The sequence below is a fragment of the Herbiconiux flava genome, assembly GCF_013409865.1.
Lineage (GTDB): Bacteria > Actinomycetota > Actinomycetes > Actinomycetales > Microbacteriaceae > Herbiconiux > Herbiconiux flava.
Map to the genome: position 1 here is coordinate 2,644,766 of NZ_JACCBM010000001.1, position 25,168 is coordinate 2,669,933.

At 70.6% G+C, this 25,168-nt stretch carries 23 protein-coding genes and 1 tRNA gene; 11 read left to right on the forward strand and 13 right to left on the reverse strand.

Features of this window, described 5'->3' with window-relative positions:
* The first annotated feature begins 72 nt into the window (after positions 1–72).
* On the forward strand, positions 73–963 hold the full coding sequence (locus tag BJ984_RS12740; protein ID WP_179548343.1) for a PAC2 family protein: 891 nt from the start codon (positions 73–75) through the stop codon (positions 961–963).
* Here BJ984_RS12740 and mshC read toward each other — a convergent pair.
* From mshC to BJ984_RS12755, 3 genes are all read right to left on the reverse strand, one after another.
* The gene (mshC, locus tag BJ984_RS12745) at positions 960–2,243 is read right to left on the reverse strand and encodes a cysteine--1-D-myo-inosityl 2-amino-2-deoxy-alpha-D-glucopyranoside ligase (protein ID WP_179548344.1); all 1,284 of its coding nucleotides are present in this window, start codon (positions 2,241–2,243) and stop codon (positions 960–962) included. The two genes, BJ984_RS12740 and mshC, sit on opposite strands and share 4 nt — an antisense overlap.
* Positions 2,244–2,317: 74 nt before the next feature.
* On the reverse strand, positions 2,318–3,142 hold the full coding sequence (locus BJ984_RS12750; RefSeq protein WP_179548345.1) for an undecaprenyl-diphosphate phosphatase: 825 nt from the start codon (positions 3,140–3,142) through the stop codon (positions 2,318–2,320).
* Positions 3,143–3,190: 48 nt separating this feature from the next.
* Positions 3,191–4,504 carry a M20/M25/M40 family metallo-hydrolase gene (locus tag BJ984_RS12755; RefSeq protein ID WP_179548346.1) on the reverse strand — a complete coding sequence of 438 codons (1,314 nt, stop codon included), beginning with the start codon at positions 4,502–4,504 and terminating at the stop codon, positions 3,191–3,193.
* A 105-nt stretch (positions 4,505–4,609) separates the two neighbouring features.
* On the opposite strand from BJ984_RS12755, the gene BJ984_RS12760 reads away from it, so the two are divergent.
* The 5 genes from BJ984_RS12760 (at position 4,610) to BJ984_RS12780 (ending at position 8,074) form a co-directional block, all read left to right on the forward strand.
* A tRNA-Leu gene (locus BJ984_RS12760) sits at positions 4,610–4,694 on the forward strand.
* Positions 4,695–4,782: 88 nt separating this feature from the next.
* The gene (locus tag BJ984_RS12765; protein ID WP_179548347.1) at positions 4,783–6,168 is read left to right on the forward strand and encodes a pyridoxal phosphate-dependent decarboxylase family protein; all 1,386 of its coding nucleotides are present in this window, start codon (positions 4,783–4,785) and stop codon (positions 6,166–6,168) included.
* Between the two features lie 34 nt (positions 6,169–6,202).
* A complete protein-coding gene (locus BJ984_RS12770) occupies positions 6,203–6,703 on the forward strand; it encodes a DUF1269 domain-containing protein (protein ID WP_173180951.1) in 501 nt (166 codons plus the stop codon).
* Positions 6,704–6,753: 50 nt separating this feature from the next.
* Positions 6,754–7,356, forward strand: a complete 603-nt coding sequence (locus BJ984_RS12775) for a sulfite oxidase-like oxidoreductase (protein ID WP_179548348.1) — start codon at positions 6,754–6,756, stop codon at positions 7,354–7,356.
* 1 nt (position 7,357) lies between these two features.
* A complete protein-coding gene (locus BJ984_RS12780; protein ID WP_179548349.1) occupies positions 7,358–8,074 on the forward strand; it encodes a ferredoxin reductase in 717 nt (238 codons plus the stop codon).
* Positions 8,075–8,150: 76 nt separating this feature from the next.
* Here the strand turns inward: BJ984_RS12780 and BJ984_RS12785 are convergent, their stop codons facing one another.
* Both BJ984_RS12785 and BJ984_RS12790 read right to left on the reverse strand, forming a co-directional pair.
* A complete protein-coding gene (locus BJ984_RS12785) occupies positions 8,151–9,605 on the reverse strand; it encodes a peptide MFS transporter (protein WP_179548350.1) in 1,455 nt (484 codons plus the stop codon).
* A 110-nt stretch (positions 9,606–9,715) separates the two neighbouring features.
* Positions 9,716–11,536, reverse strand: a complete 1,821-nt coding sequence (locus BJ984_RS12790) for a DEAD/DEAH box helicase (RefSeq protein ID WP_271206563.1) — start codon at positions 11,534–11,536, stop codon at positions 9,716–9,718.
* A 129-nt stretch (positions 11,537–11,665) separates the two neighbouring features.
* On the opposite strand from BJ984_RS12790, the gene BJ984_RS12795 reads away from it, so the two are divergent.
* Positions 11,666–12,478, forward strand: a complete 813-nt coding sequence (locus BJ984_RS12795) for an SGNH/GDSL hydrolase family protein (RefSeq protein ID WP_179548352.1) — start codon at positions 11,666–11,668, stop codon at positions 12,476–12,478.
* A gap of 13 nt (positions 12,479–12,491) precedes the next feature.
* Here BJ984_RS12795 and BJ984_RS12800 read toward each other — a convergent pair whose 3' ends face one another.
* The 3 genes from BJ984_RS12800 to BJ984_RS12810 all read right to left on the reverse strand — a co-directional run bounded on the left by BJ984_RS12800 (position 12,492) and on the right by BJ984_RS12810 (position 16,236).
* Entirely contained in the window at positions 12,492–13,733 is a 1,242-nt protein-coding gene (locus BJ984_RS12800; RefSeq protein WP_179548353.1) for a D-alanyl-D-alanine carboxypeptidase family protein, read from the reverse strand.
* Between the two features lie 97 nt (positions 13,734–13,830).
* Positions 13,831–15,390: an APC family permease gene (locus tag BJ984_RS12805; protein WP_179548354.1), complete on the reverse strand. Its 1,560-nt coding sequence runs from the start codon at positions 15,388–15,390 to the stop codon at positions 13,831–13,833.
* Between the two features lie 33 nt (positions 15,391–15,423).
* Positions 15,424–16,236, reverse strand: a complete 813-nt coding sequence (locus tag BJ984_RS12810) for a TrmH family RNA methyltransferase (RefSeq protein WP_246306464.1) — start codon at positions 16,234–16,236, stop codon at positions 15,424–15,426.
* A 134-nt stretch (positions 16,237–16,370) separates the two neighbouring features.
* Here BJ984_RS12810 and BJ984_RS12815 point away from each other — a divergent pair, with 134 nt between their 5' ends.
* Entirely contained in the window at positions 16,371–17,231 is an 861-nt protein-coding gene (locus BJ984_RS12815; RefSeq protein WP_179548355.1) for an NAD-dependent protein deacetylase, read from the forward strand.
* Between the two features lie 52 nt (positions 17,232–17,283).
* Entirely contained in the window at positions 17,284–17,910 is a 627-nt protein-coding gene (locus tag BJ984_RS12820) for a histidine phosphatase family protein (RefSeq protein ID WP_179548356.1), read from the forward strand.
* Here the strand turns inward: BJ984_RS12820 and BJ984_RS12825 are convergent.
* Both BJ984_RS12825 and BJ984_RS12830 read right to left on the reverse strand, forming a co-directional pair.
* Positions 17,837–18,964 (reverse strand): glycosyltransferase family 4 protein, encoded by a 1,128-nt coding sequence (locus BJ984_RS12825; RefSeq protein ID WP_179548357.1) that lies wholly within the window; start codon positions 18,962–18,964, stop codon positions 17,837–17,839. The two genes, BJ984_RS12820 and BJ984_RS12825, sit on opposite strands and share 74 nt — an antisense overlap.
* Positions 18,961–19,923, reverse strand: a complete 963-nt coding sequence (locus BJ984_RS12830) for an alpha/beta fold hydrolase (RefSeq protein WP_179548358.1) — start codon at positions 19,921–19,923, stop codon at positions 18,961–18,963. The genes BJ984_RS12825 and BJ984_RS12830 overlap by 4 nt, the downstream gene beginning before the upstream one ends.
* Before the next feature lie 127 nt (positions 19,924–20,050).
* Here BJ984_RS12830 and treS point away from each other — a divergent pair, with 127 nt between their 5' ends.
* Together treS and BJ984_RS12840 are read left to right on the forward strand one after the other, a co-directional pair.
* Positions 20,051–21,775: a maltose alpha-D-glucosyltransferase gene (treS, locus tag BJ984_RS12835; RefSeq protein WP_271206562.1), complete on the forward strand. Its 1,725-nt coding sequence runs from the start codon at positions 20,051–20,053 to the stop codon at positions 21,773–21,775.
* Between the two features lie 89 nt (positions 21,776–21,864).
* The gene (locus BJ984_RS12840) at positions 21,865–22,653 is read left to right on the forward strand and encodes an exonuclease domain-containing protein (protein ID WP_179548359.1); all 789 of its coding nucleotides are present in this window, start codon (positions 21,865–21,867) and stop codon (positions 22,651–22,653) included.
* Positions 22,654–22,757: 104 nt separating this feature from the next.
* Here BJ984_RS12840 and BJ984_RS12845 read toward each other — a convergent pair whose 3' ends face one another.
* The 3 genes from BJ984_RS12845 to glgA all read right to left on the reverse strand — a co-directional run bounded on the left by BJ984_RS12845 (position 22,758) and on the right by glgA (position 25,123).
* Complete coding sequence (locus BJ984_RS12845; RefSeq protein ID WP_173180965.1) at positions 22,758–23,018, reverse strand: type B 50S ribosomal protein L31; 261 nt, start codon at positions 23,016–23,018, stop codon at positions 22,758–22,760.
* 110 nt (positions 23,019–23,128) lie between these two features.
* On the reverse strand, positions 23,129–23,911 hold the full coding sequence (locus BJ984_RS12850; protein WP_179548360.1) for an ABC transporter ATP-binding protein: 783 nt from the start codon (positions 23,909–23,911) through the stop codon (positions 23,129–23,131).
* Between the two features lie 27 nt (positions 23,912–23,938).
* Complete coding sequence (gene glgA, locus BJ984_RS12855) at positions 23,939–25,123, reverse strand: glycogen synthase (RefSeq protein WP_179548361.1); 1,185 nt, start codon at positions 25,121–25,123, stop codon at positions 23,939–23,941.
* Between the last annotated feature and the right edge of the window lie 45 nt (positions 25,124–25,168).

A 25,168-nucleotide genomic window follows, 5' to 3' on the forward strand; every position in this document is an offset into this window, starting at 1 on the left:
GCGAACGCCTATCCTTGATGCACGGCACCCGCACCGTGCGGAGGTCCGGAAGGCAGTGAGGTACCCATCACGGTGACAGACAACGGATTCCAGCGTGGACGGCTTCTCCTGGTCGCGTTCGAGGGATGGAACGACGCCGGCGAGGCCGCTACCGGAGCCCTGAAGGTGCTGAAGGAGCAGCTCGACGTCGTGGAGATCGCCGAGGTCGACGCCGAGGAGTACTTCGACTTCCAGTTCAACCGGCCGACCGTCACGGTCGACGACGACGGCAAGCGCGTGCTCATCTGGCCCGGTGCCCAGATCTTCGGCCCGGGCGACGCGACGGCCCCGTCCGAGGGGCCGCAGGTCTACCTGCTGCTCGGCACGGAACCCTCGCGCAACTGGCGGCGCTTCGTCGCCGAGGTGATGTCGACGGCGATCGCGGAGGACGTCACCGGGGTGATCCTGCTCGGCGCGATGCTCGCCGACGTGCCGCACACGCGGCCCATCTCGGTCTTCGCCACGAGCGAGAACCCGGTCGTCCGCAGTGAGCTCGACATCGAGCGGTCGAGCTACGAGGGGCCGGTCGGCATCCTCAGCGCCATCGCCGAGGCCACCGAGAACGCGGGCATCCCCACCGTCTCGGTCTGGGCGTCGGTGCCGCACTACATGCACAACGCGCCCTCCCCCAAGGCGACGCTCGCGCTGATCGACAAGGTCGAGGAGCTGATCGGCGTCTCGGTCGAGCGCGGGGAGCTCGCCGACGAGTCGAGCGCCTGGGAGACGGGCATCGACGCGCTCGCGGGCGAGGACGAGGACATGGCGGCCTACATCCAGCAGCTGGAGCAGGCGCGCGACACGGTCGACTCGCCCGAGGCGAGCGGCGAGGCCATCGCGCAGGAGTTCGAGCGCTACCTCCGCAAGCGCGGCGACGGCCGCGCCGGCGGCGACTCTCGCCCCGACGAGCCCTGGCGCCGCGACTAGAGGCGGATGCCGAGCAGGGCGTCGAGGGCGTCGGCCGCGAGGGCGGTGGCCGCCTCGGGGTGCGGTTCGTCGAACCAGGCGTCGAACGCCTCGAGCGCGCCCGGGGTGTCGAGGTCGTCGTGCAGCCGCGACCGCACGCGATCGAGCAGCGCCAGCGCCTCGTCGGCGTCGCCGCCCGGCGCCTCCTCCGCGTCGCGGGCGGCGGCCGCCCGCCAGCCTGCCAGGCGCTCGGCGGCGAGCAGCTCGTCGCCCCGGTGCCACTCCCAGTCGTCGCGGTACGGATGCGCGAGCACCGCCAGCCGCACCGCGGCCGGCTCCACTCCCGCGGCCCGCAGCTGCGACACCAGCACCAGGTTGCCGAGCGACTTCGACATCTTCTCGCCGTCGAACGCCACCAGCCCGCCGTGCGCGTTCACCCGCGCGAAGCGCTCGTCGGTGAGCGCCGTGGCGTGCGCGGCGCTGAACTCGTGGTGCGGGAAGACGAGGTCGCCGCCGCCGCCCTGCACGCAGATCGTGTCGCCGAGGGTCTCGCGGGCGATCACCGAGCATTCGATGTGCCAGCCGGGCCGGCCGCGGCCGATCTCCTCGAACGAGGTGTCCCACGCGGGCTCGCCCGCGCGCTCGACGCGCCAGAGCAGCGGATCGAGTGGGTCGCGCTTGCCGGCACGGGCGGGGTCTCCGCCGCGCTCGGCGAACAGCCGGCTCATGGTCGCGCGGTCGAGGCCGCTCTCGGAACCGAGCACCCAGGGCGTGGCGCGCTCGGCCGCGGCGATGTCGAAGTACCAGTCCGTCGCATCCGGGGTCAGCGCGTCGGGAGTGGGCACCTCGTAGGCGATGCCGCGGGCCCTCAGCTCGTCGACGGCCTGCGCGATGCTGCCGATGGTCTCCGTGACGCCGACGTAGGCGTCGGGCGGCACGACGCCGAGCGCGGCCATGTCGGTGCGGAAGAGCTCGATCTGGCTGGTCGCCAGCTCCTGCCAGTCGACGCCGGTCGCGGCCGCCCGCTCGAGCAGCGGGTCGTCGACGTCGGTGATGTTCTGGGTGTAGGCGACCTCGAGGCCGGCGTCGAGCCAGCTGCGCAGCAGCGTGTCGAAGGCGAGGTAGGTGGCGGCGTGGCCGATGTGCGTGGCGTCGTAGGGCGTGATGCCGCAGACGTAGAGCGTCGCGCGGGCCGCGGGGTCGGCGCTGTCGAGGAACCGTCCGCTCGCGTCATCGTGCAGCCGGGGCGGCGTGCCGCGGCCGGGGAGGGAGGGGATGACGGGTCGGGTCCAGGAACGCACCGATCCAGCCTAGGTGCTCCGGGACGGGCATCCGTCGCCCCCAGAAGCGCGACCCGGCGGCCGGCCCTCGGCGGTCAGGCCGCGATGAGACCCGTCGACAGCAGCACGATCAGGACGGCGCCGAGTGCGATGCGGTAGATCACGAACGGCAGGAAGCTGCGCTTGGAGATGTAGCTCATGAAGAACGCGATCACCACGAGGCCGACGACGAACGCGATCACGGTCGCCACCAGCGTCTCGACCGGGCCGTAGACGCTCGGCTCGCCGATCGACTTGTAGACCTGGTACAGCCCGCTGCCGAACACGGCCGGGATGGCGAGCAGGAACGAGTAGCGCGCGGCCGCCCGGCGCTCGTAGCCCATGAAGAGCCCGGCGGTGATGGTGCCGCCCGAGCGCGAGACGCCCGGGATCAGCGCCAGCGCCTGCGCGAAGCCGAAGATCACCCCGTGCGGCACGGTGAGGTCTTTCAGGCGGCGGCGCTTGGCGCCCACGTAGTCGGCGATGCCGAGCAGCACGCCGAAGACGATCAGCATCACGGCGACGATCCAGAGCGAGCGGAGCGTGGTCTCGATCGCGTCCTGGAAGAGCAAGCCGAGCACGATGATCGGCAGCGAGCCGATGATGATCAGCCAGCCCATCCGCGCGTCGGGATCGTTGCGGGGCACGCGGCCCGCGAGCGACTTGGCCCAGCGCGAGACGATGCGCGTGATGTCGCGCCAGAAGAACACCAGCACCGCGGTCTCGGTGCCGAGCTGCGTGATGGCGGTGAACGCCGCCCCAGGGTCTTTCGCCCCCGGCAGGAACTCCCCCAGGATGCGCAGGTGGGCGCTCGAGGAGATGGGGAGGAATTCGGTCAGGCCCTGCACGAAGCCGAGGATGACGGCGTTGAGAAAGTCCATGTCTTCCTTTGGGATGGTGTGGTCGTTGAGGTGGTGTGGTCTCGCGGATCAGTACCGCAGCAAGAGATCGGTCAGAACGTCTGCGCCAAACCCTAGCGCGTCGAGCGGCACCCGCTCGTCCACCCCGTGGAACATGGCCGGGAAGTCGAGCGTGGGCGGCAGCTGCAGCGGCGCGAACCCGAATCCGCGGATGCCGAGCAGGCTCAGCGCCTTGTTGTCGGTGCCTCCCGAGAGCAGGTACGGCAGCACCTCGGCACCCGGGTCGTGGCGCTGCAGCGAGCCGATCATGGCGTCGACGAGCTCGCCGTCGAAGCTCGTCTCGAGCCCGATGTCGCGGTGTGCGATGAGGATCTCGATGTCGTCGCCGACGAGCTCCTGGATCTCGGCGAGCACCGCGTCTTCCTCTCCCGGCAGCACGCGCACGTCGATCATCGCCTCGGCCCGGTCGGGGATGACGTTGTGCTTGTACCCCGCGGTCAGGCCGGTCGGGTTGGCGGTGGTGCGCAGGGTCGCCGAGATGAAGCGCGAGGCGGTGCCGGTGGCGATGGCGATCTCGTCGGGGCTGAGGTTCTGCGCCCGGCTGCCGAGCAGCTCGGCGACGCGGTCGAGCAGCTGCCGGGTGGTCGCGGTGAGGTGCAGCGGCCACTCCCGGCCCCCGATCGCGGCGACCGCGCGGGCCAGGCGGGTGACCGCGTTCTCGGCGTTGACCTGGGAGCCGTGGCCGGCGGTGCCGCGCGCGACGAGCGTCATCCAGATCAGCGCCTTCTCGCCCGTCTGCACGAGGTAGGCGCGCTTGCCGTCGAGGTCGATCGAGTAGCCGCCGACCTCGCTGATCGCTTCGCTCGCGCCCTCGAAGAGCTCCGGATGCTCGCGCACGAGGTACCCCGAACCGAGCACTCCCCCGGCCTCCTCGTCGGCGAAGAACGCCACCACGAGGTCGCGCTCCGGCTGTCGCCCCGAACCCAGGATGCGATCCAGCGCCGTCACGATCATGGCGTCCATGTTCTTCATGTCGACGGCGCCGCGGCCCCAGAGCATGCCGTCCTTCACGACCCCGCCGAAGGGGTCGACCGACCAGTCGGCGGCGATGGCCGGAACGACGTCGGTGTGGCCGTGCACCACGAGTGCCGGCTTCGAGCGGTCGCGGCCCTCGACCCGGGTGACGATGCTGGTGCGCCGGGGCGCGGCGTCGAAGGACTGCACCGTGAGACCGAGCCGCTCGAGGTGGGCCGCGAGGTACTCCGCGGCCTCCGTCTCGCCGTTCGACCGGCCCTCGCCGTAGTTCGAGGTGTCGAACCGGATCAGGTCGCGGGCGATGGTCGTGGTGAGGTCGAGCGGGTCGTTCCCAGGCGTTGACGTCATGCGAACACGCTACCGGGCGCCCACGACAGCGAGTGGATTTGCACGCTCCGCATCCGTGCTAATGTCTTCTCTTGGCCGGTAGCGCAGAGCTCCGGTCGACATCTGGTCCGGGTGGCGGAAATGGCAGACGCGCTAGCTTGAGGTGCTAGTGCCCGTATAGGGCGTGGGGGTTCAAGTCCCCCCTCGGACACACTGGTTGAGACAGTGACGAAGGCCCGGTCGAGAGACCGGGCCTTCTTTCTCTTAACTCGAGCCCCGCGCGGGCGTACCCTGTCCCCATGTCGGCCGACGGTGACGACTACAGCGAGGCGCTGCAGAGGGCGCGGGAGCACACGGAGACGTGGCTCGCGTCGATCCCGACGCGGCCGGTCGGGCCCCGTGTCACCGCCGATGAGCTGCAGTCCTCGATCGCGATGGCGCTGCCCGAGCATCCGCTCGCCGCTGCCGACGTGGTCGACGAGCTGGCCCGGATCGCCGAGCCGGGCCTCATGGCGATCCCCTCGGGCCGCTTCTTCGGCTGGGTGATGGGCGGCACGCTGCCGGCGGCGCTGGCCGCCGAGTGGCTCGTCTCGGCCTGGGACCAGAACGCCGCGATGCGCGTCGCCACCCCGGCCACCGCGGCCCTCGAGGAGCAGGCCGGTGACTGGCTGCTCGAACTGCTCGGGCTCCCCCGCGACTCGGCGGTCGGCTTCCCCACCGGCGCCACGACGGGCAACCTCGTCGGCCTCGCCGCCGCCCGCAGCGCGGTGCTGCAGCAGGCCGGCTGGGACGTCGACGCCGACGGCCTGACCGCCGGCCCCCGCGTCACGGTGCTCGCGGGCGCGTCGCACCACGCCTCCGTCGATCTGGCGCTGCGCTGCCTCGGTCTCGGCATGCCGCTCACGGTCGACGCCGACGATCAGGGGCGCATCCGTCCCGATGCACTGAGCCGGGCCCTCGAGACGGTCGACGGACCCTGCATCGTCGTGCTGCAGGCCGGCGACCTGCACTCGGGCGACTTCGACCCGATGCGCGAGGCGATCGGGCTCGCCCACGGTCGCGGCGCCTGGGCGCACGTCGACGGCGCCTTCGGCTTGTGGGCGGCGGCCAGCCCGACGCTCCGGCCCCGGCTCGACGGCGTCGAGCTCGCCGACAGCTGGGCGACGGATGCGCACAAGACCCTCAACGTGCCCTACGACTGCGGCGTCGTGATCGTGCGCCGGCGAGAGCCGATGCTCGCCGCATTCTCGGCCCACACCGCCTATCTGCTGCGCGACGGCACCGCGACCGACCCCTTCGAGCGCGTGCCTGAGATGTCCCGCCGGGCTCGCGGCGTGCCGGTGTGGGCGGCCCTGAGGTCGCTCGGCCGCTCGGGCGTCGTCGAGCTCGTCGACCGGCTCGCGGCGACCGCGGCCGAACTCGCCGACCGCCTGGGCCGGCTGCCCGGCGTCGAGGTGCTGAACGAGGTCGCCTTCACCCAGGTCTGCCTCTCGTTCGGCAGCGACGAGCGCACCCGGGAGGTGACCCGCCGGGTGATCGCCGACGGCGCCGTGTGGATGTCGGGCTCCCGCTGGGCCGGCCGCGACGTCCTGCGCCTCTCCGTCAGCAACTGGTCGACGGATGCGCGCGACATCGACACTGCCGTCGAGGCGGTCTCGCGCGCTACGCTCGGTGCCGAGAGCTGAATCCGCTCCACCCATCCACCGAGGGAGCCGGCACATGGCCGATCTGATCGTGATCGCATTCGACACCGAGACCGACGCCGAGGGCGCCTACGAGAAGATCCAGGAGCTGCAGGGCGACCTGATCGTGCAGCTCGCCGGCCTCGCCGTCGTGAAGGTCGACGAGGACGGCAAGAGCCACGTCGACTACCCCGGCGGAGTCGGCAACATCGGGGTCGGGGCCGCCGGCGGAGCCCTCTTCGGCACGCTGATCGGCATCCTGTTCTTCGTGCCCTTCGTCGGCCTCGTCTTCGGCGGTCTGATGGGCGCACTGTTCGCCGGCATCGACCGCACGGGCCTGAACGCCGAGTTCCGCGGCCAGGTGAAGGATGCGGTGAGCCAGGGAAAATCGGCCGTCGTGCTCTACGCCACCAAGATCACCGAGGACAAGTTCGCCGCGGCCCTCGCGCCCTACAACGGCACGGTCATCAAGACGTCGCTGAGCGCGGAGGACGAGCGCGAGCTCATTCACGATATGTCGGAGTCGCGCGAGTCCTGAGCGCCCTAGGCTTTCAGTCAGCACGCTCGATCAGCAACGGGAGGAGCATCATGGGGATCATCACGCCGGGGTTCTTCGGCAAGAAGCGGGAGGAAGACCCCAAGCTGCCTCCCGGGCAGTACGAGACGAAGGACTTCCCCGTGCTCTCGGCCGGTCCGACGCCGAACATCCACCAGGGCGAATGGTCGTTCACGATCACGAACGAATCGGGCGAGAAGACCAGCTGGACCTGGGACGAGTTCATGAAGCTCCCCGTCGAGACGGTCGACACCGACATCCACTGCGTCACCCGCTGGTCGAAGTTCGACACCACCTGGCGCGGCGTCTCCCTCGACACGCTGTTCGAGAACGTCGAGACGAGCGCCGGCTACACCATGGCGCACTCCTTCGGCGGCTACACGACCAACGTGCCGCTCGAAGACCTGCTCGACGGCAAGGCCTGGGTCGCGTTCGAGTTCGGCGGCGAGCCGCTCGACCCCGAGCACGGCGGCCCCGCCCGCCTGCTGGTGCCGCACCTCTACTTCTGGAAGAGCGCGAAGTGGGTCAACGGCATCACCCTGCACGACACCGAAGAGCTCGGCTTCTGGGAGGTCAACGGCTACCACGCCTACGGCGACCCCTGGAAGGAAGAGCGCTACTACTACGATTCCTAGGGTGAACTGGGCCGTAGCCGACGTCGTCGGAATCCGAGAAGAGACTCCCACCGCCCGCACGCTCATGCTGCGCGTGCCCGACTGGAAGGGCGCCCTGGCGGGTCAGCACATCGACATCCGCCTCACCGCGCCCGACGGCTATCAGGCGGCTCGCTCGTACTCGCTGTCCTCGGCCGCGGGCGACCCCGTCGTGGCGGTCAGCGTCGAGCTGATGCCCGACGGTGAGGTCTCCCCCTACCTCGTGCGCGGGGTGTCCGTCGGCGACCAGCTCGAGGTGATCGGCCCGCTCGGCGGCTGGTTCGTCTGGCGCCCCGAGCAGACCGAGCCGATCCGGATGATCGGCGGCGGATCGGGCGTCGCCCCCCTGGTCTCGATCCTGCGCACCCACATCGCCTCGGGCAACACGGCGTCCGTGAAGCTGCTCTACTCGGTGCGCTCCCCCGAGTTCGTCTACTTCCGCGACGAGCTCGCCGAGCTGACGGATGCGGCCAGGGCCGAGGTCACCCTGCAGTACACCCGGCACGCCCCCCAGGGCTGGACGGGCGCCCTCGGCCGCATCGACGCCGCCCGCATCACGGCCTGGGCGGCCGACGACGCGTCCGACACCTCCACCTACATCTGCGGCCCCACCCGCTTCGTCGAACTCGCCTCCGACGCCCTCGTGGCCACGGGCGTCGACCCCATGACGATCCGCACCGAGCGCTTCGGCGGCGCCTGACCCCCCAGCCCGCCTGGGTCCTAGCCCGTCCGGGTTCTCGCCCGTCCGGGTTCTCGCCCGGCCGGGCCTCACGCGCTCAGCGCACGCCGACCATGAGCTTGCGCACCCACGGCGTCGCGACGACGAGCAGCACACCGACGACGATCGCGACGAGGCCCGAGATGCCGAAGTAGGGCACCTCGTCGTTCTCGTCGTACAGCTTCGCGAGGATGCCCGACAGCGCCGTGCCGAGGGCGATCGACAGGAAGAACAGCGCCACCATCTGGGTGCGGAAGACCTTCGGTGCGAGACGGGTCGACAGCGCCAGCCCGACCGGCGACAGCAGCAGCTCGGCGATCGTGAAGACGAACAGGATGCCGACGAGGGCGATCAGCGGCGTGCCGTGCGCTCCGGTGCCCGAGAACGGGATGAACAGCAGGAACGCGATGCCCATCACGATCGCCGCCGCGGCGAACTTGAACGGCGTCGGAGGCTGCCGCGAGCCGAGCTTCGACCAGATCGCGGCGAACACGCCCGACAGGATGATGATGAAGATCGGGTTGATCGACTGCACCCAGGCCACGGGCATCGACCCGCCGAAGAGGTTCAGGTCTAGCCGGTCGTTCGCGTAGATCGTGACGACGGTGAACTGCTGCTGGTAGAGCGCCCAGAACGCGACGCTCGTGATGAACATCGGGATGAACGAGAACACCCGCTTGCGCTCCGTGGCGGTGATGCGCGAGCTCGAGAGGATGACGACGAAGTAGGCGATCGAGGCGGCCAGGGTGACGAGCGCCACGGCGTCGGCGAGGTTGTCGGCGGTGAGCACCCCGACGACCACGAGCACGACGATCAGCACGATCGCGGCGACGCCGATCAGCCCCATCCGCACCCGGTGCGAGGTGGGCAGGGGGTTCGGCACCTCCTTGGACTCGGCGGGCAGCGAGCGGCGGCCGAAGGCGTACTGGGTGAGCCCGATCGCCATCCCGACAGCGGCGAGCCCGAAGCCCCAGTGGAAGCCGGCGGTGGTCTGCAGCAGGCCGGTCAGCAGCGGCCCGAAGAAGGCGCCGAGGTTGATGCCGAGGTAGAAGATCGAGAAACCGGCGTCGCGCCGCGGGTCCTTCTCCGTGTAGAGCGTGCCGACCACCGAGGTGGCATTCGCCTTCACGCCGCCCGAGCCGAGTGCGATCAGGATGAGTCCCGCGCCGAGCCCCACGAGTCCCGGCAGCAGCGACAGGGCGATGTGCCCGGCCATCACGACGATGGCACTGAAGAACAGCGTGCGCTCCGAGCCGAGCAGCCGGTCGGCCACCCAGGCTCCGAGAATCGTGGCGAGGTAGACCGAGCCGCCGTAGGCGCCGATGATGCCGACGGCGACGGGCTTCGGGATGTCGAGGCCGCCTTCGGCGACCGAGTAGAACATGTAGAGCAGCAGGATGCCCTGCATGCCGTAGAACGAGAACCGCTCCCACATCTCCACGCCGAAGACGTGCACGAGCGAGAAGGGCTGGCCGAAGAAGGTTCGTTCCTTCGCGGCGACGGTCTCTGTCATCCCGCCATAGTGGCATGGGAGAGGCGCGGGGAGTTGGATTTCGTCTCCGCAGCCTTTGAGCTTCGCTCAACCCTTAGGCGGAGACGGAATTCACCTCCCCGCGCCGCGGTTCAGTGCCCGGAGGCGCCCATCCATTTGCGGACGGTGACGATGCGGGACTGCAGCTGCGTCACGCTGGCTTGCGCGACGGCCGGGCCGCCGCAGATGCGGCGGAGTTCCGCGTGGATCATGCCGTGCGGCTCGTTCGACTGCTTCGCCCAGATGCCGACGAGGGAGTTCAACAGGCTCCGCTGCTCCTTGAGCGTGCGGTAGAGCGGTGCGGGCACTCCACCCTGGTCGGGCGTGTCGGTCTTCGGCATCCCCGTCTTCGCGTGCTTCTGCTGGCGCGCCTGACGGTGCTGCAGCAGGTCGCGCACCTGATCGGGCTCCAGCAGTCCAGGGAGGCCGAGGAAGTCGAGCTCCTCCTCGCTGCCGACGACGGCCTCGAAGCCGAACTCACCGCCGTCGTAGACCACCCGGTCGAAGGTGGCGCCCGAGCTGATGGCCTGGAAGCTGTACTCCTCGAGCAGTCCCTCCGACGCCTTCTCGCTGCGGTTGGCCTCGGCCACCATCGCGTCTTCGGGGTTGTAGAAGTCGCCCTCGGGGTTCTCACCGTCGTCGCGCTTGTCGAGCGCGTGGTCGCGCTCGAGCTCGAGCTTCTCGGCCAGCGCCATCAGCGACGGCACGTTCGGCAGGAAGATCGACGCCGTCTCGCCGCGCCGGCGGGCGCGCACGAAGCGGCCGACGGCCTGGGCGAAGAACAGCGGGGTCGAGGCGCTGGTGGCGTAGACGCCGACCGCGAGCCGCGGCACGTCGACGCCCTCCGACACCATGCGCACGGCCACCATCCACCGCCGGTCGCTCTTCGAGAACTGCTCGATGCGGTCGGAGGCCTCCTTCTCGTCCGAGAGCACCACGGTGACCGGCTGCCCGGAGATCTGCTCGAGGATCGCCGCGTAGGCGCGCGCCACGGTCTGGTCGGTCGCGATCACGAGGCCGCCCGCATCCGGGATCGCCTGACGCACCTCGGTGAGGCGCTTGTCGGCGGCGCCGAGCACCTGCGGGATCCACTCGCCGTTCGGGTCGAGCGCGGTGCGCCAGGCCTGCGAGGTGATGTCCTTCGTGTTGCCCTCGCCGAGCCGGGCCTCCATCTCGTCGCCGGCCTTGGTGCGCCAGCGCATGTGGCCCGCGTAGACCATGAAGAGCACGGGGCGCACGACCCCGTCTTTCAGGGCGCGGCCGTAGCCGTAGTTGTAGTCGCTGCGCGAGAGACGGATGCCGTGCTCGTCGGGCAGGTACTCCACGAACGGGATGGGGGCGGTGTCGGAGCGGAAGGGCGTTCCCGTGAGGGCGAGGCGGCGGGTGGCCGGTGCGAAGGCCTCGCGCACCGCGTCGCCCCAGCTCAGGGCGTCGCCGCCGTGGTGCACCTCGTCGAGGATGACCAGGGTGTTCGCGCCCTCGGTGAGCTCGCGGTGCAGCGACGGGCGGGCGGCCACCTGGGCGTAGGTGAGGGCGACGCCGTGGAAGTGCCGGCCGAAGCGCGACTCGCTGTTGCGGAAGCCGGGGTTCAGCCGCACGCCGGCCCGGTCGGCCGCATCGGCCCACTGGCGCTTGAGGTGCTCGGTGGGCGCGACCACGATCACGCGGTCGACGGTGCGCCGGTGCAGCAGCTCGGAGGCGAGGCGGAGCGCGAAGGTCGTCTTGCCGGCGCCGGGGGTCGCGGCGGCGAGGAAGTCGCGCGGCTCCTTCTCGAAGTAGAGGGTCAGCGCCTCCTCCTGCCAGGCGCGCAGGCGGCCGGCGGTGCCCCACGGCGCGCGGGCCGGGAACGACGGGGAGAGGTGACCGGCCGCGCTCGTCCCGGGGGCGGGTTCGAAGAGGGGCAGATTGGTCACGATGTTCGAGGATACTCTGCGCATCCGACAGCCGAGCCGCCGTTGAGGTCGCCCGGGCGCGTCGGCGCGGCGACAGGTCTAGAGTGTTCACGTCGTCACGGCGACACCTGTTGTGAGGAGGTCCATCCGATGCCTGAGACGCACCCCTGGCGGCGCTACGTCGCCCTCGGCGACTCCTTCACGGAGGGCATCGGCGACCCCGAGCCGAGCAGCCCGGGCGGCTTCCGCGGCTGGGCCGACCGCGTGGCCGAGAACCTGGCCGAGACGACGGAGGAGGACTTCTCCTACGCCAATCTCGCCATCCGCGGCCGCCTGCTGGACAGGATCCTCGCCGAGCAGGTCGAGCCGGCGCTCGAGCTGAAGCCCGACCTCATCACCATCTCGGCGGGCGGCAACGACATCCTGCGCCCGCGCACCGACCCCGACGACATCGCCGCGCGCTTCGAGGCGGGCATCCGGCGCCTCCGCGAGAGCGACGCCACCGTGGTCATCGTCACCGGCGTCGACACGCGCTTCTCCCCCGTGCTCCGCGGCATCCGCGGCAAGGTCGCGATCTACAACGAGAACCTGCGCGTGATCGCCGAGCGCTACGACTGCCTCGTCGCCGACCAGTGGGGCCTGAAGGAGATCCAGGACACCCGGCTCTGGTCGACCGACCGCCTGCACCTGAACGCCCTCGGGCACCACGAGGTGGCCCGGATGGTGCTGCGCACCCTCAACGTCGAGAACGGCCTGCAGGCCGGCAACCCGGAGCCGCTGCCCGGCCGCACCTGGCGGGCGGCCCGCAGCGAAGACCTGGTCTGGGCGCGCGTGCACTTCGTGCCCTGGGTCATCCGCCGCATCACGCACCGCTCGAGCGGCGACAACGTCACGGCGAAGCGGCCCATCCCCTCGCCGGTCTACGCGGAGCCGGCCGAGGCCAATGCCGAGCCCAAGGCGTGACGGCCCGCCGACGCTAGCGGAACGGGTTGGCGAGCTTCCAGCCCGCGTCGGGCCCGTCGAGATCGCTCGCGAGCTCGAGCGGCACGGTGTACTCCCCGCTGCCGAGCGTGATGCCGTCGACGGCGTAGCGCGCCGTGCCCACCTCGGTTCCGGATGCGCCGGAGCCGATCTCCCCCGCCTCCGCGCTGCGGGTCACGGTCGCCGACGACCACACGGTCGCCTCCACCGACTCCTCCGCCACGATGTCGGCGCTCGCCCCCCACGGCGTCGTGTAGGAGCCGATCACGTCGCCGGCGGTGACGAGCGGAACGGTCTGGAAGCCGGCCTCGGCGCTCTGCAGCAGCGCCAGCACCGAGGCGTGCAGCGTGTCCTCCTCGGGGGCGCCCAGCACGACGCCGACGAGCTGCAGGGTCTCGCCCGCGACCGTGTAGTCGGCCGAGAAGAGCAGACAGAACCCGGCCTCGTCGGTGGTGCCGGTCTTCACGCCGTCGATGCCGTTCATCCCCAGCAGGTCGTTGGTGTTCTCGACGGTGCCGAGCTGAGGCAGCTCGAGCGAGGCGGTGCCGACGATGCCCGAGAGCACCGGGTCGGCCAGCACCAGCCGGGCGAGGCTCAGCAGATCGGCCGTGGTGCTGCGCGAGCCCGGGTTCAGCCCCGAGGTGTCGACGACGGAGGTGCCGCCGAGCCCCTCTTCCGCGAGCCACGCGGTGGCGGCGGCGAGGTAGGAGGCCGTGTCGCCGAAGGCCCAGTTCGTGAGCGTCACGCTGTAGTTGTTGGCCGACTCGAGCAGCATGATCTCGATCACCTCCCGCTCGCTCAGCACCTGACCCGGGAACACCGAGGCCCACGAGCCGTTCTCGGCCTGGGTGGCCTGCAGGATGGTCAGGTCGGCGTCGGTCATCGTGATCGACGGGCCGTCGCTCCCCTCGTCGATCGGCTTCGCGTCGAGCACGACGAGGGCCGTGATCGTCTTGGTGATGCTGGCGATGGGGAGGGGATCGGTGGATCCGCTGCCGCCGAGCGTCTGCGCCGAGCCGTCGGTGACGAGCCCGATGGCGCTGGTGCCCGCGCCGGGCGTCGTGAGGGCGGTGGCCGGGGTCACGGTGGGTGGAGCATCCGTCACCGAGGCCGAGGCCTGCGGCACGGGGCCGAGCAGCGCGACCGGGACGTAGGTGGCGACGAGGGCGATCAGCACGAGCGCCGCACCCACCACGATGCGTCGGCGCCGGTAGACGGCGGGGCTGGCGGGACTCACCCGGTCATCCTAGCCAGGCGGCCGATGCGGGCAGCTCAGCCAGGCGGCCGAGTGCGCCCGACCGGCGGCCGAGTGCGCCGGCCGGGCGAGCGGCTCGCTACATCAGCCCGCCGTCGACCGACCGCGGCACGAGCTGGTCGCTGTCGGGCACGAGCACCTCGGTCTCGCGGTTGAGGCTCCGGCCGCCGAAGAAGTCCTTCGAGCGCGGGAAGAAGGCCCAGACGACCATCAGCACCACGCCGAGTGCGAGCGAGCCGACGCCCACCACGAAGACGCCGCCGATGCCGAAGATGACCGTGTAGCCGTACTCGGGGTCGTACATGTCGATGGCCGACTGGATGAACGCGGCCGTCAGCATCAGCCCGCCGAGGAGGGGGAACAGGCCCTTGAAGAGGAAGTTGCGCGGCGTGGTGAAGATCTCCTTGCGGAAGTACCAGATGCACGCGTAGCTCGTCAGCGCGTAGTAGAACGCGATCGCGAGCCCGATCGAGAGGATCGTGTCGGCGAGGATGTTCTCGCTCACGAGCGTCATGCCCACGTAGAAGGTGACGGCGACGACGCTCATGAAGATCGTGGCGAAGCGCGGGGTCTGGAACTTCGGGGAGATGCGGCCGAAGGCGGCGGGCAGGGCCTTGTAGGTGGCCATCGCGAGGGTGCCGCGCGCGGTCGGCAGGATGGTCGTCTGGGTGGACGAGATCGCCGAGACGCAGACCGCGATCACGAGCAGCCAGGCCCAGGGGCCGAAGACAGCGTCCTTCAGGGCGAGGAAGACGTCCTCGGAGTTGCCCTCGTTGCCGAGTCCGATGCCCGCGGTGCCGAGGCCGGCGAAGGCCATGGCCGCGACGGTGACCGAGACGTAGGTGACCAGCAGGATGACCGTCGAGAGCACGGCGGCGCGACCCGGGATGCGCTCCGGGTCCTTCGTCTCCTCGTTCAGCGCGAGGCAGGTGTCCCAGCCCCAGTAGATGAAGAGGCAGAGCAGGATCGCCTCGGTGAAGCCCGAGAGCGAGGTGAAGGCGAAGGGGTTGAACCAGTCGAGCTGCGGCGTGGTCGAGCCCTCCGGGGCGGTGCCGGTGAACACGGCCCAGAGCGCGAGCACCACGAACAGCGCCAGGGCGACGTACTGCACGGCGAGCAGGATGTTCTGCAGCCGCTCCCCGATCTCGAGCCCGCGCACGCTGACGAACGTCATCAGGCCGATGAACACGACGCCGGTGGCGGTGACGAGCGGGACGTTCTCGTACAAGTCGGGGTTGTTCGTGAGGAGCCAGAGGTACTTGCTGCCGATCTGGGCGAGGTTCGCGAGCACGATGATGCCCGCGACCGCGACGCCCCAGCCGGCGAGCCAGCCCGTCCACGGCCCGAAGGCCTTCGTCACCCAGGTGAACGCGGTGCCGCAGTCGGGCACGGCCCGGTTGAGCTCGCGGTAGGCGTAGGCGGTGAGGAACATCGGGATGAACGCGAGGATCATCGCGATCGGCGCCTGGGCGCCGACGGCGAGCACGACGAAGCCGACGGTCGCGGCGAGCGAGTAGACCGGCGCCGTCGAGGCGAGCCCGATCACCGTGGAGCCGACGAGTCCGAGCTTGCCGGCGGCGAGGCCCTTGCCGGCGGGCGGCCGCGGGGCCTCGGTCGAAACGGCGCTGCTGTCTGCCACGACGGGCCTCCTTCGGAACGGTGTGCCGAAAGACTAGTGCTTCGCGGCGGCCACCGCGTACAGGGCCACCGCGCTCGCGGCGGCGACGTTCAGCGAGTCGACGCCGTGCAGCATCGGGATCTCGACCCGCACGTCGGCCGCAGCCAGCGCCCGACGGCTCAGACCGTCCCCCTCGGTGCCGAGCACGATCGCGACCCGCTCGGGCAGGGCGCGGGTGAACTCGGGCAGCGGGATCGAGTCGTCCCCGAGCGCGAGGGCGGCGATCGTGAAGCCGGCGTCGTGCAGCAGCGGGGCGGCCTCGCTCCACTCCCCGATCCGCGTCCACGGCACCTGCAGCACGGTGCCCATGCTGACGCGCACGCTCCGGCGATAGAGCGGGTCGGCGCAGCGCGGGGTGATCAGCACGGCGTCCGCGCCGAGCCCGGCGGCCGAGCGGAAGGCGGCGCCGACGTTGGTGTGGTCGACGATGTCCTCGAGCACGACGACGGTGCGGGCATCCTGGAGCAGGGCACGCGGGTCGGGCAGCAGGGGGCGGTGCATGGCCGCGAGGGCGCCGCGATGCATGGCGAAGCCGGTCAGCTGCTCGAGCAGCGCGTCGTCGGCCACGAACACGGGCACCTCGGGGAAGCGCTCGACGAGCCACTCGAGGTCGGCCAGCCACTTCTGCTGCAGCAGCACCGAGCGGGGCCGGTGCCCGGCGGCCACGGCCCGCTCGATCACCTTGCCCGACTCGGCGAGGTAGAGGCCGCCGGCGGGCTCGAGCAGCCGGCGCATCGCGACGTCGGTCAGCCCGCGGTAGTCGGCGAGCTCGGGGCGGTCGAGCGAGTCGATCGGGATGACGGGCAAGGGAGTCTTCTCTGTAGAGGAACGGACCGTCGGCGGAACGGATTCCCACCCACTCTGCCAGTCGCGGAAACATTCTCGAAAACTCCACTGTTTAGACTGCAGAGGCCGGTGTCCGTCGCCGGCGTGGAGGTTCCATGGTTCCGCTGGTGTCGTCGCTGCCGGGTCGTCCGACCCCGGAGGCCGTCGAGGCTGCTGTCGCCGAAGCCGCCGAGGTGCTGCGCGGCCGCCGCTTCGCCGTGCTCACGGGCGCCGGGGTGAGCACCGACTCGGGCATCCCCGACTACCGCGGCGAGGGTGCGCCGCAGCGGAACCCCATGACCTTCGACCAGTTCCTCGGCAGCCCCTCGTTCCGCAAGCGCTACTGGGCGGGCAGCCACCTGGGCTGGCGCATGTTCGACGCCGCACGCCCGAACGAGGGCCATCGCGCCCTCGCCCGGCTCGAGGAGGCGGGCTTCGCCACCGGCGTCGTCACGCAGAACGTCGACGGTCTGCACGCCCGCGCCGGCACCCAGCGGCTGGTCGACCTGCACGGCTCGATGGACCGGGTGAACTGCCTGCGCTGCGGCCAGACCTTCGCCCGCGCGAGCGTCTCCGAGCGCATCACGGCGGCCAACCCGCAGCTGTCCGAACCCGAGCTAATCCGCATCGCGCCCGACGGCGACGCCGACGTTGCCGAGTACGAGGCCTTCGTGGTGCCCTCCTGCACCGTCTGCGGCGGCGTGCTGAAGCCCGACGTGGTGTTCTTCGGCGAGTTCGTGCCGACCGAGAAGTTCGCCGAGGCGAGCGCGATCGTCGCCGCCTCCGACGCCCTCGTGATCGCGGGCTCCTCGCTCGTCGTGAACTCGGGCATCCGGCTGCTCGAGCAGGCCCGCCGGCGCCGGCTGCCGATCGTCATCGTCAACCGCGGCGTGACCAAGGGCGACAACCGCGCGACCGTCAAGGTCGACGCGGGCGCCTCCGAGACCCTGGTCGCGCTCGAGGGTCTGCTGGCCTGAGCTGTCTCGGCTGCGCCGGAGGGCGCGGTGCAGAGATGACAGACTGGATCCGATGACTACCTTCACCTTCGTGCGCCACGGCCAGACCGACTGGAACCTCGAGCGCCGCATCCAGGGCGCCACCGACGTCCCCCTCAACGAGACCGGGCGGGAGCAGGCGCGGGAGACCGGTCGGGTGCTCGCCGAGCGGCAGTGGGACGGCATCGTCGCGAGTCCGCTCAGCCGTGCCCGGGAGACCGCGGAGATCATCGGCTCGTTCGTCGGCATCCCCGAGGTCGAGCTCGTCGACGCGCTCGTCGAACGCCGCTACGGCGAGGTCGAGGGCCTGAACGGCGAGGAGATCGCCGCCCGCTTCCCCGACCCCACCGCGCCGGTGCCCGGGCGGGAGAAGCGCTCGGCCGTCGTCGCCCGCGTGCTGCCGGCGCTCCAGGCGCTGGCCGACGAGCATCCGGACGCCGCCCTGATCGTCGTCTCGCACGGCGGCGTCATCGGCTCGCTGGTTCGCTACATCACCGAGAAGCAGCTGCCCGGCAAGGGCGAGCTGATCGCGAACGGCTCGGCGCACGACTTCCTCATCGAGAACGGCGAGGTGTCGATGGCGAGCTTCAACGGCGTCGAGCTCGACCGCTCCATCCGCTCACGAGCTCCGCTATCGCTCGAGCTGACGCTTCCCAGCTGAACGTCTCGGCCTGGGCGCGCGACGCGATCGAGCGCTCGCGCCAGAGCTCCGCGTCTTCGAGGGCGGTGACCGCGTCGGCGAAGGCCCGCGCATCCTGAGCCGGGGCGAACAGCGCGGCCTCTCCCCCGATCTCGCGGAAGACCGGGATGTCGCTGACGACGACCGGTGTGCCGTGGCCCATCGACTCCACGAGCGGGATGCCGAAGCCCTCGTCGAGCGAGGCGGTCACCAGCGCGGTCGAGCGCTGGAGCAGCGCGTGGTACTCCTCGTCGGTGACGCCGCCGTGGAACTCGAGCCGCGCTGCCGGCGCGATGGCCCGCAGGCGCTCCTCGTCGGCGGGCGTCGAGCGGCTGAGCAGGTGCAGCGTGTATCCGGGCAGCAGCGAGGCCGCGCGCACGAGCGTCTCGACGTTCTTGTAGGGCATGAACGAGCCCATGTAGACGAGGGTCTTCGCGGCGGCGCGCGATTCGGCCTGGTCGGCGGCCAGGGCGGCGACGGATGCGGTGGGCAGCTCGGCCGCGTTCCTCGCCACCACGACGGGCTTGGTCGTGAGCTCGTGCTGGGCGATCAGGGATCGGGTGGTCTCGCTCACGGTGACCACCGCATCCGCCCGGTTCAGCAGCAGCCGCTGCGGCCACCAGGCCTTGTGGTAGAGCCGCCAGAGCACCCGCACGAAGCCGGGCAGGTCGTGGGGCGGCTCGGGGTTGGAGTAGTAGATGAGGTCGTGCACGGTGAGCGCCAGGCGATAGCGGCGGCCGAGCGTGCCCATGGTCTGCATGGGGCTGATCACGGCGTCGGGGCGCAGCCGGTTCACCTGCAGGGCGACGAGCGGCTCGAGCACGCTGGTCGGGCCGGAGACCTTCGCCCAGGGCAGCTCGGGCAGCATCTCGAGCTGGCGCTCGTCGCTCACGATCATCGCGAGCTGCACGCCGTCGAGGGCGGGGTCGTCCGCGTCCTTCAGGGCCTTCAGCGCGGTGACGACGCCGGCGGTGTAGCGGCTGATGCCGTCGTGCCGGCCGATCCGGGTGTAGCGGCAGTCGATCGCGAGTCTCATGCGGTGCGCCCGGCCTGCCCGCTGTGTCCGTCCCCGGGACGGTCGAGGAACGCCGTGATTGCCTCGCCGGCCTCGACCGGGCGCTCGTAGTGGATGAGGTGACCCACCCCCTCGAGCACGACCAGCCGTGCATCCGGCAGCAGCTCGGCGAGGCGGTGCTGCGCGGCGAGCGGGGTGATGTCGTCCTGATCGGCGGCGATCAGCAGGGTCGGGGCCTGGATGCGGGCGGCGAACTCGCTGATGTCGTGGCCGACCGAGGCCCGGAAGGCGTCGAGGACCACCGTGCGGTTCGCGAAGGCGCTGAAGTAGCGGTCGTGCTGGTCGTGGATCCAGCGGCGACGTGCCCGGTCTTTCGTCTTGGCCATGGTGACGCTGATCACGCGCACCATCACGGGGCTCGACAGGATGACGTGGCCGAGCCGCTCGGGAACCGCGGCGCCCAGCCGGTAGTAGCCGATGGCCACCCGGGTCATCACGCCGCGGGGGCCCTTCAGCGCCGGAGCGGCGATCGGGTTGATCAGGATCGCGTCGTCGACCTCGAGGCCGCCGGCCAGCGCCGCGGAGACGAGGATCGAGCCGAAGGAGTGACCGATGATGACGACACGGGCCGCGGGCGACTCGGCGCGCACGGCGGCGGCGAACTCCTGCAGCCACGCCTCGTAGCCGGCGAGGTCGTGGGTGGCCGCCATCGGGGTCGAGATGCCGAAGCCAGGAAGGTCGGGCGCGACGATGCGGTAGCCGGGACGGTCGAGCTGGGCGATCACGGGCTCGAGGCCGTGATGATCGCCCCGATAGCCGTGCACCACGATGACGAGCGTCGGCGCGTCGTGCCGCTCCTCGGCACCGTCGGCGCCTGCGCCGTACTCCCAGAATCGCGTCTCGCCGCCCGCGAGCGGGAGACTGCGCTCGATCGTCGGGAGGCGGGCGAGCTGTTCGGCGAAGGGCGAGGCGACGGTCATCCGGACCAGCATAGACGCGGCTGCCGGCCCGGCCCTGGCACCTCGCCCTTTCGCGCCCGGAGCTTTGGACTAACGTCGGTACGGAGCACTCCCGGCAGCGCCGGCCACCCCCTCCGAAAGGACGCCCGTGAGCTTCACCGCACCGATCCAGATGCCCGGCCTCGCCCTCGACCCCGAGTGGTACAAGCGATCGGTCTTCTACGAGGTGATGATCCGCTCGTTCGTCGACTCCAACGGCGACGGCTTCGGCGACATCGCCGGACTGATCTCCAAGCTCGACTACCTGCAGTGGCTCGGCATCGACGCGCTCTGGCTGCCGCCGTTCTACCAGTCGCCGATGCGCGACGGCGGCTACGACGTCTCCGACTTCAAGGCGGTGCTGCCCGACTACGGCACGGTCGAGGAGTTCCGCGACCTCGTCACGAAGGCGCACGAGCGCAACATGCGCATCGTGATCGACTTCCCGCTGAACCACACCAGCGACCAGCACGACTGGTTCCAGCAGTCGCGGGAGGACCCCGACGGCCCGTTCGGCGACTTCTACGTCTGGAGCGACACCGACGAGAAGTACGAGAACATCCGCATCATCTTCGTCGACACCGAGGAGTCGAACTGGACGTTCGACCCGGTGCGCCGGCAGTTCTTCTGGCACCGCTTCTTCTCGCACCAGCCCGACCTCAACTTCGAGAACCCGGCCGTGCACGAAGCCATCTTCGACACCGTGCGGTTCTGGTTCGACATGGGCGTCGACGGCATCCGCCTCGACGCCATCCCCTACCTCTACGAGAGCGACGAGGGCAACGGCGAGGGCGAGCCGAAGACCCACGAGTTCATCGTGAAGCTGCGCGAGATGATCGACCAGGAGTACCCCGGCCGCCTGCTCGTCGCCGAGGCGAACCAGTGGCCGCGCGAGGTCGCCGCGTTCTTCGGCAGCGACGAGGAGCCCGAGTGCCACATGGCGTTCGACTTCCCGGTGATGCCCCGCATCTACTACTCACTGCGGTCGCAGAAGGCCGACGAGCTGATCCGGGTGCTCAGCGAGACGACCGACATCCCGAAGTCGGCGGCGTGGGGCGTGTTCCTCCGCAACCACGACGAGCTGACCCTCGAGATGGTGTCCGAGGAGTACCGGCAGGCCATGTACGGCTGGTACGCCTACGACCCGCGCATGCGCTCGAACATCGGCATCCGCCGCCGGCTCGCTCCCCTGCTCGACAACTCGCGGGCCGAGCTCGAGTTGGCGCACGCGCTGCTGTTCGCGCTGCCGGGATCGCCGTTCCTCTACTACGGCGACGAGATCGGCATGGGCGACAACATCTGGCTCCCCGACCGAGACTCCTCGCGCACGCCCATGCAGTGGACGCCCGACCGCAACGCGGGCTTCTCCACCGCCGACCCCGGCAAGCTGTTCCTCCCGGTCGTGCAGTCGCTGGTCTACAACTACACGCTCGTGAACGTGGAGTCGCAGCTGGCGCAGTCGCGCTCGCTCGTGCACTGGGTGCGGAACGTCATCCACGTGCGGAAGGCCCACCCCACGTTCGGGCTCGGCACGATGGAGGTGCTCGAGAGCGACCACGAGTCGGTGCTCGCGTTCGTGCGCTCCTATTCGGGCACGAACGACTACTTCGGCGACGGCCCGGAGGACGTGCTCTGCGTCTTCAGCTTCTCGCACAACCCGGTCTCGGCGACGATCACGGCCCCGCAGTTCGCGGGCCGGCGGCTGTTCGACCTGTTCGGGCGGGCCGAGTTCCCGGCCTTCGACGAGAACGGCACGGTGACGCTGACCTTCGGCACCCAGGCGTTCTACTGGCTGCACGTGCGCCAGACGCCCGAGCAGCAGGAGCTGCGCTAGCGACTCGGCTAATGCGGGTCGCGCCGTGCGGGGCGCGGCCCGGGGTGTCGGTCCCCGGCGGTGTCGGTGGTGGCGGGCAGACTGAGGGCATGACGATCGTCGAGGTGCCCCTGTTCGAGTTCGACACCCTGGTCGATCCTGCCGTCGACGAGGTTCCGGATGCACGGCTCACCGCTCCTCTACCCGCCTGGGCCGCGCGGCTCGCCGTCTTCGACCTCGAGACCACCGGCATCGACGTCGACACGAGTCGCGTCGTCACCGCGAACGTCACCCTGCTCGACGATGCCGGAGCGCCCGCCCGCCGCCACGACTGGCTGGCCGACCCCGGGGTCGAGATCCCCGAGCAGGCCACGGCCGTGCACGGCGTCACCACCGAGCGCGCCCGGGCCGAGGGCCGCCCGGCCGCCGAGGTCGTCGGCGAGATCGTGGCCGCCCTCCGCGCCGCCTTCGACGACGGCTACTCGCTCGTCGTCTACAACGCCCCCTACGACCTGACCCTGCTGCACCGCGAGGCCCTCCGCCACGGCGTCGCCCCGCTCGAGGGCCCCCTGCCCGTGGTCGACCCGCTGGTCATCGACAAGCAGATCGACCGCTACCGCAAGGGCAAGCGCACGCTCACGGCCTCCGCCGAGCACTACGGCGTCTCGCTCACCGACGCGCACGACGCGGGTGCCGACGCCATCGCGGCCGGTCTCGTCGCCCGTGCGATCGCGGTGCAGTACTCGGCCGAGCTCGACCTGTCCCCCACTGAGCTGCACGAGCAGCAAATCGCCTGGCACGACGCCCAGTGCGACTCCTTCGAGGACTACATGCGGCGCGTGCGCGACCCCTCCTTCACCGCGCGGCGCGGCTGGCCCGAGGTGCCGCTCCGGGCCTGAGGCCGCCGCCGGGCATCCGTCGCCCGCCGGGCCAGCCGCCCCGAACACGAAGAACCCCCGCCGACCGGAGTCGACGGGGGTTCTGACGTTCTGGAGGCTGCAGCCTACTTGCTGCCGCCGCCGAAGCCCTTGTAGCGGTTGTTGAACTTCTCGACGCGGCCGGCCGAGTCCATGATGCGCTGCTTGCCCGTGTAGAACGGGTGCGACTCCGACGAGATCTCGACGTCGATGACGGGGTAGGTGTTGCCATCCTCCCACTCGATCGTCTTCGACGACGACACGGTCGAGCGGGTGAGGAAGGTCGCACCGGAGGCGAGGTCGCGGAAGACCACTGCTTCGTACGTGGGGTGGGTGTCAGTCTTCATTGTTGTGTCCTTGGTTCACGGCGGTGGTTGAGAGTGAAGTCAGAGGCCCGCGGTTGCAGACAGCACCTGGGCCAGCTAGACAGTTTAGCAGACTGCGCGGTCGGGATCGATCAGGCCGCGCGAGCGCTGTAGCGCCCGTCGGCCTCGGTGAGCTCGATCGGCAGGCCGAAGGCGGTCTCGAGGTTCTGGGCGTTCAGCACCTCGCCGAGCGGCCCCGTCGCGACGATGCCGTCGCGGCCGAGAAGCAGGGCGTGGGTGAAGCCGCGCGGGATCTCTTCGACGTGGTGGGTGACCATCACGATCGCGGGCGCCTCAGGAGCGGAGGCGTAGCCGCCGAGCAGCTGCAGCAGCTCCTCGCGGGCGCCGAGGTCGAGGCTCGCGGCCGGCTCGTCGAGCAGCAGCAGCTCGGGGTCGGTCATCACCGAGCGGGCGATCTGCACGCGCTTCTGCTCGCCGTCGCTGAGCGAGCCGAACAGGCGCTCGGCGAGGTGGTCGAGCTTCCACTCGTTCAGCACGCGCTGGGCGCGGCGGAGGTCGATGTCCTCATAGGACTCGTTCCAGCGTCCCGTGACCGAGTAGGCCGCGGTGAGCACGACGTTCAGCACGGTCTCGTTGGCCGGGAAACGACGCGCCATCGCGCTCGAGGCGAAACCCACCCGGGGACGGAGCTCGAACAGGTCGACCTCGCCGAGCGTGCCCTCGAGCACCTGCACGGTGCCCTCGGAGGGGTGGTTCATCGCCGCGGCGATCTGCAGCAGCGTGGTCTTGCCGGCGCCGTTCGGCCCGAGCACCACCCAGCGCTGATCGCCGTCGACTTTCCAGTTCACGCCGCTGAGGATCTGATTCCCATCGCGGACAACCGAAACGTCTTCGAAATCGAGCACTGTGGGCATGCTCCAAGCCTACCCAGCGACAGCCGTCTAATTGACCAATGAGCGATAGATGTCGGCGGTCTGGGAGGCGATCGCGCCCCAGCTGAACTCGGCCTCGGCGCGAGCCCGGCCGGCCTCCCCCATCGCCTTCGCCCGCGCCGGGTCGGAGACGACCTCGGTCAGGGCGCGCGCCAGGTCGGCGACGAAGCGGTCGGGGTCGGTGGGGGTGCCGGTGCCGTCCTGCAGCTGGTCGATCGGCACCAGCAGCCCGGTGACGCCGTCGTCGACGACCTCGGGGATGCCGCCGGTGGCCGTGCCCACCACGGGCAGGCCGCAGGCCATCGCCTCGAGGTTCACGATGCCGAGCGGCTCGTAGACGCTCGGGCAGACGAACACGGTCGCGGCAGTGAGGATCGCGGTCAGTGCGGGCTGGGGCAGGATCTCGTCGATCCAGACGATGCCCGAGCGTGTCTCCTGCAGTGCGCGCACGGCACTCGACACCTCCTCGAGGATGGCCGGGGTGTCAGGCGCGCCGGCGCAGAGCACCACCTGCACCTCGGCCGGCAGCAGTGCGAGCGCGCGCAGCAGGTACGGCAGGCCCTTCTGCCGCGTGATCCGGCCGACGAAGACCACCGTGGGGCGGTCGGGGTCGATGCCGTGCTCGGCGAGCACCTCGGTGTCGTGGTTCGGCTTCCAGCGCTCGAGGTCGATGCCGTTGTAGACCGTCACGACGCGGGACTCGTCGATCGCGGGGTACGAGCGCAGGATGTCGCGGCGCATGCCGTTCGAGACGGCGATCACCGCATCCGCCGACTCGAACGCCGTCTTCTCGATCAGGGAGGAGATGCGGTAGCCGCCGCCGAGCTGCTCGGCCTTCCAGGGGCGCAGCGGCTCGAGCGAGTGGGCGGTGACGACGTGCGGCACGTCGTGCAGCAGGGCCGCGAGGCGGCCGGCCGCGTGGGCGTACCAGGTGTGCGAGTGCACGAGGCTCGTGCCCGCGACCGCGTCGGCGATCTGCAGGTCGACGCCCAGGGTCGAGAGCGATCCGTTGGCGTTCGCGAGCTCGGCGGGAACCCGGTAGGCGTAGACCTCGGGCTCGTCGCGCGGCGCCCCGAAGCAGCGCACGGCCACGTCGAGGTGGGCGCGCAGACCCTTGACGAGCTCGGCGACATGGACGCCGGCCCCTCCGTAGATCTCGGGCGGATACTCCTTGGTGATCACATCGACTCGCATAGTCGAACCGTAGTACGCCTGCGACGAAACCTCAGTAGGGTTTGT

Coding starts and splice junctions, on each gene's coding strand:
- BJ984_RS12785 (WP_179548350.1), bottom strand. CDS start 9,605: ATGACAGAGACCGTCGCCGCGAAGGAACGAACCTTCTTCGGCCAGCCC.
- BJ984_RS12775 (WP_179548348.1), top strand. CDS start 6,754: ATGGGGATCATCACGCCGGGGTTCTTCGGCAAGAAGCGGGAGGAAGAC.
- BJ984_RS12840 (WP_179548359.1), top strand. CDS start 21,865: ATGACGATCGTCGAGGTGCCCCTGTTCGAGTTCGACACCCTGGTCGAT.
- BJ984_RS12825 (WP_179548357.1), bottom strand. CDS start 18,964: ATGAGACTCGCGATCGACTGCCGCTACACCCGGATCGGCCGGCACGAC.
- BJ984_RS12750 (WP_179548345.1), bottom strand. CDS start 3,142: ATGGACTTTCTCAACGCCGTCATCCTCGGCTTCGTGCAGGGCCTGACC.
- BJ984_RS12830 (WP_179548358.1), bottom strand. CDS start 19,923: ATGACCGTCGCCTCGCCCTTCGCCGAACAGCTCGCCCGCCTCCCGACG.
- BJ984_RS12755 (WP_179548346.1), bottom strand. CDS start 4,504: ATGACGTCAACGCCTGGGAACGACCCGCTCGACCTCACCACGACCATC.
- BJ984_RS12820 (WP_179548356.1), top strand. CDS start 17,284: ATGACTACCTTCACCTTCGTGCGCCACGGCCAGACCGACTGGAACCTC.
- BJ984_RS12765 (WP_179548347.1), top strand. CDS start 4,783: ATGTCGGCCGACGGTGACGACTACAGCGAGGCGCTGCAGAGGGCGCGG.
- BJ984_RS12845 (WP_173180965.1), bottom strand. CDS start 23,018: ATGAAGACTGACACCCACCCCACGTACGAAGCAGTGGTCTTCCGCGAC.
- BJ984_RS12795 (WP_179548352.1), top strand. CDS start 11,666: ATGCCTGAGACGCACCCCTGGCGGCGCTACGTCGCCCTCGGCGACTCC.
- glgA (WP_179548361.1), bottom strand. CDS start 25,123: ATGCGAGTCGATGTGATCACCAAGGAGTATCCGCCCGAGATCTACGGA.
- BJ984_RS12850 (WP_179548360.1), bottom strand. CDS start 23,911: ATGCCCACAGTGCTCGATTTCGAAGACGTTTCGGTTGTCCGCGATGGG.
- BJ984_RS12770 (WP_173180951.1), top strand. CDS start 6,203: ATGGCCGATCTGATCGTGATCGCATTCGACACCGAGACCGACGCCGAG.
- BJ984_RS12815 (WP_179548355.1), top strand. CDS start 16,371: ATGGTTCCGCTGGTGTCGTCGCTGCCGGGTCGTCCGACCCCGGAGGCC.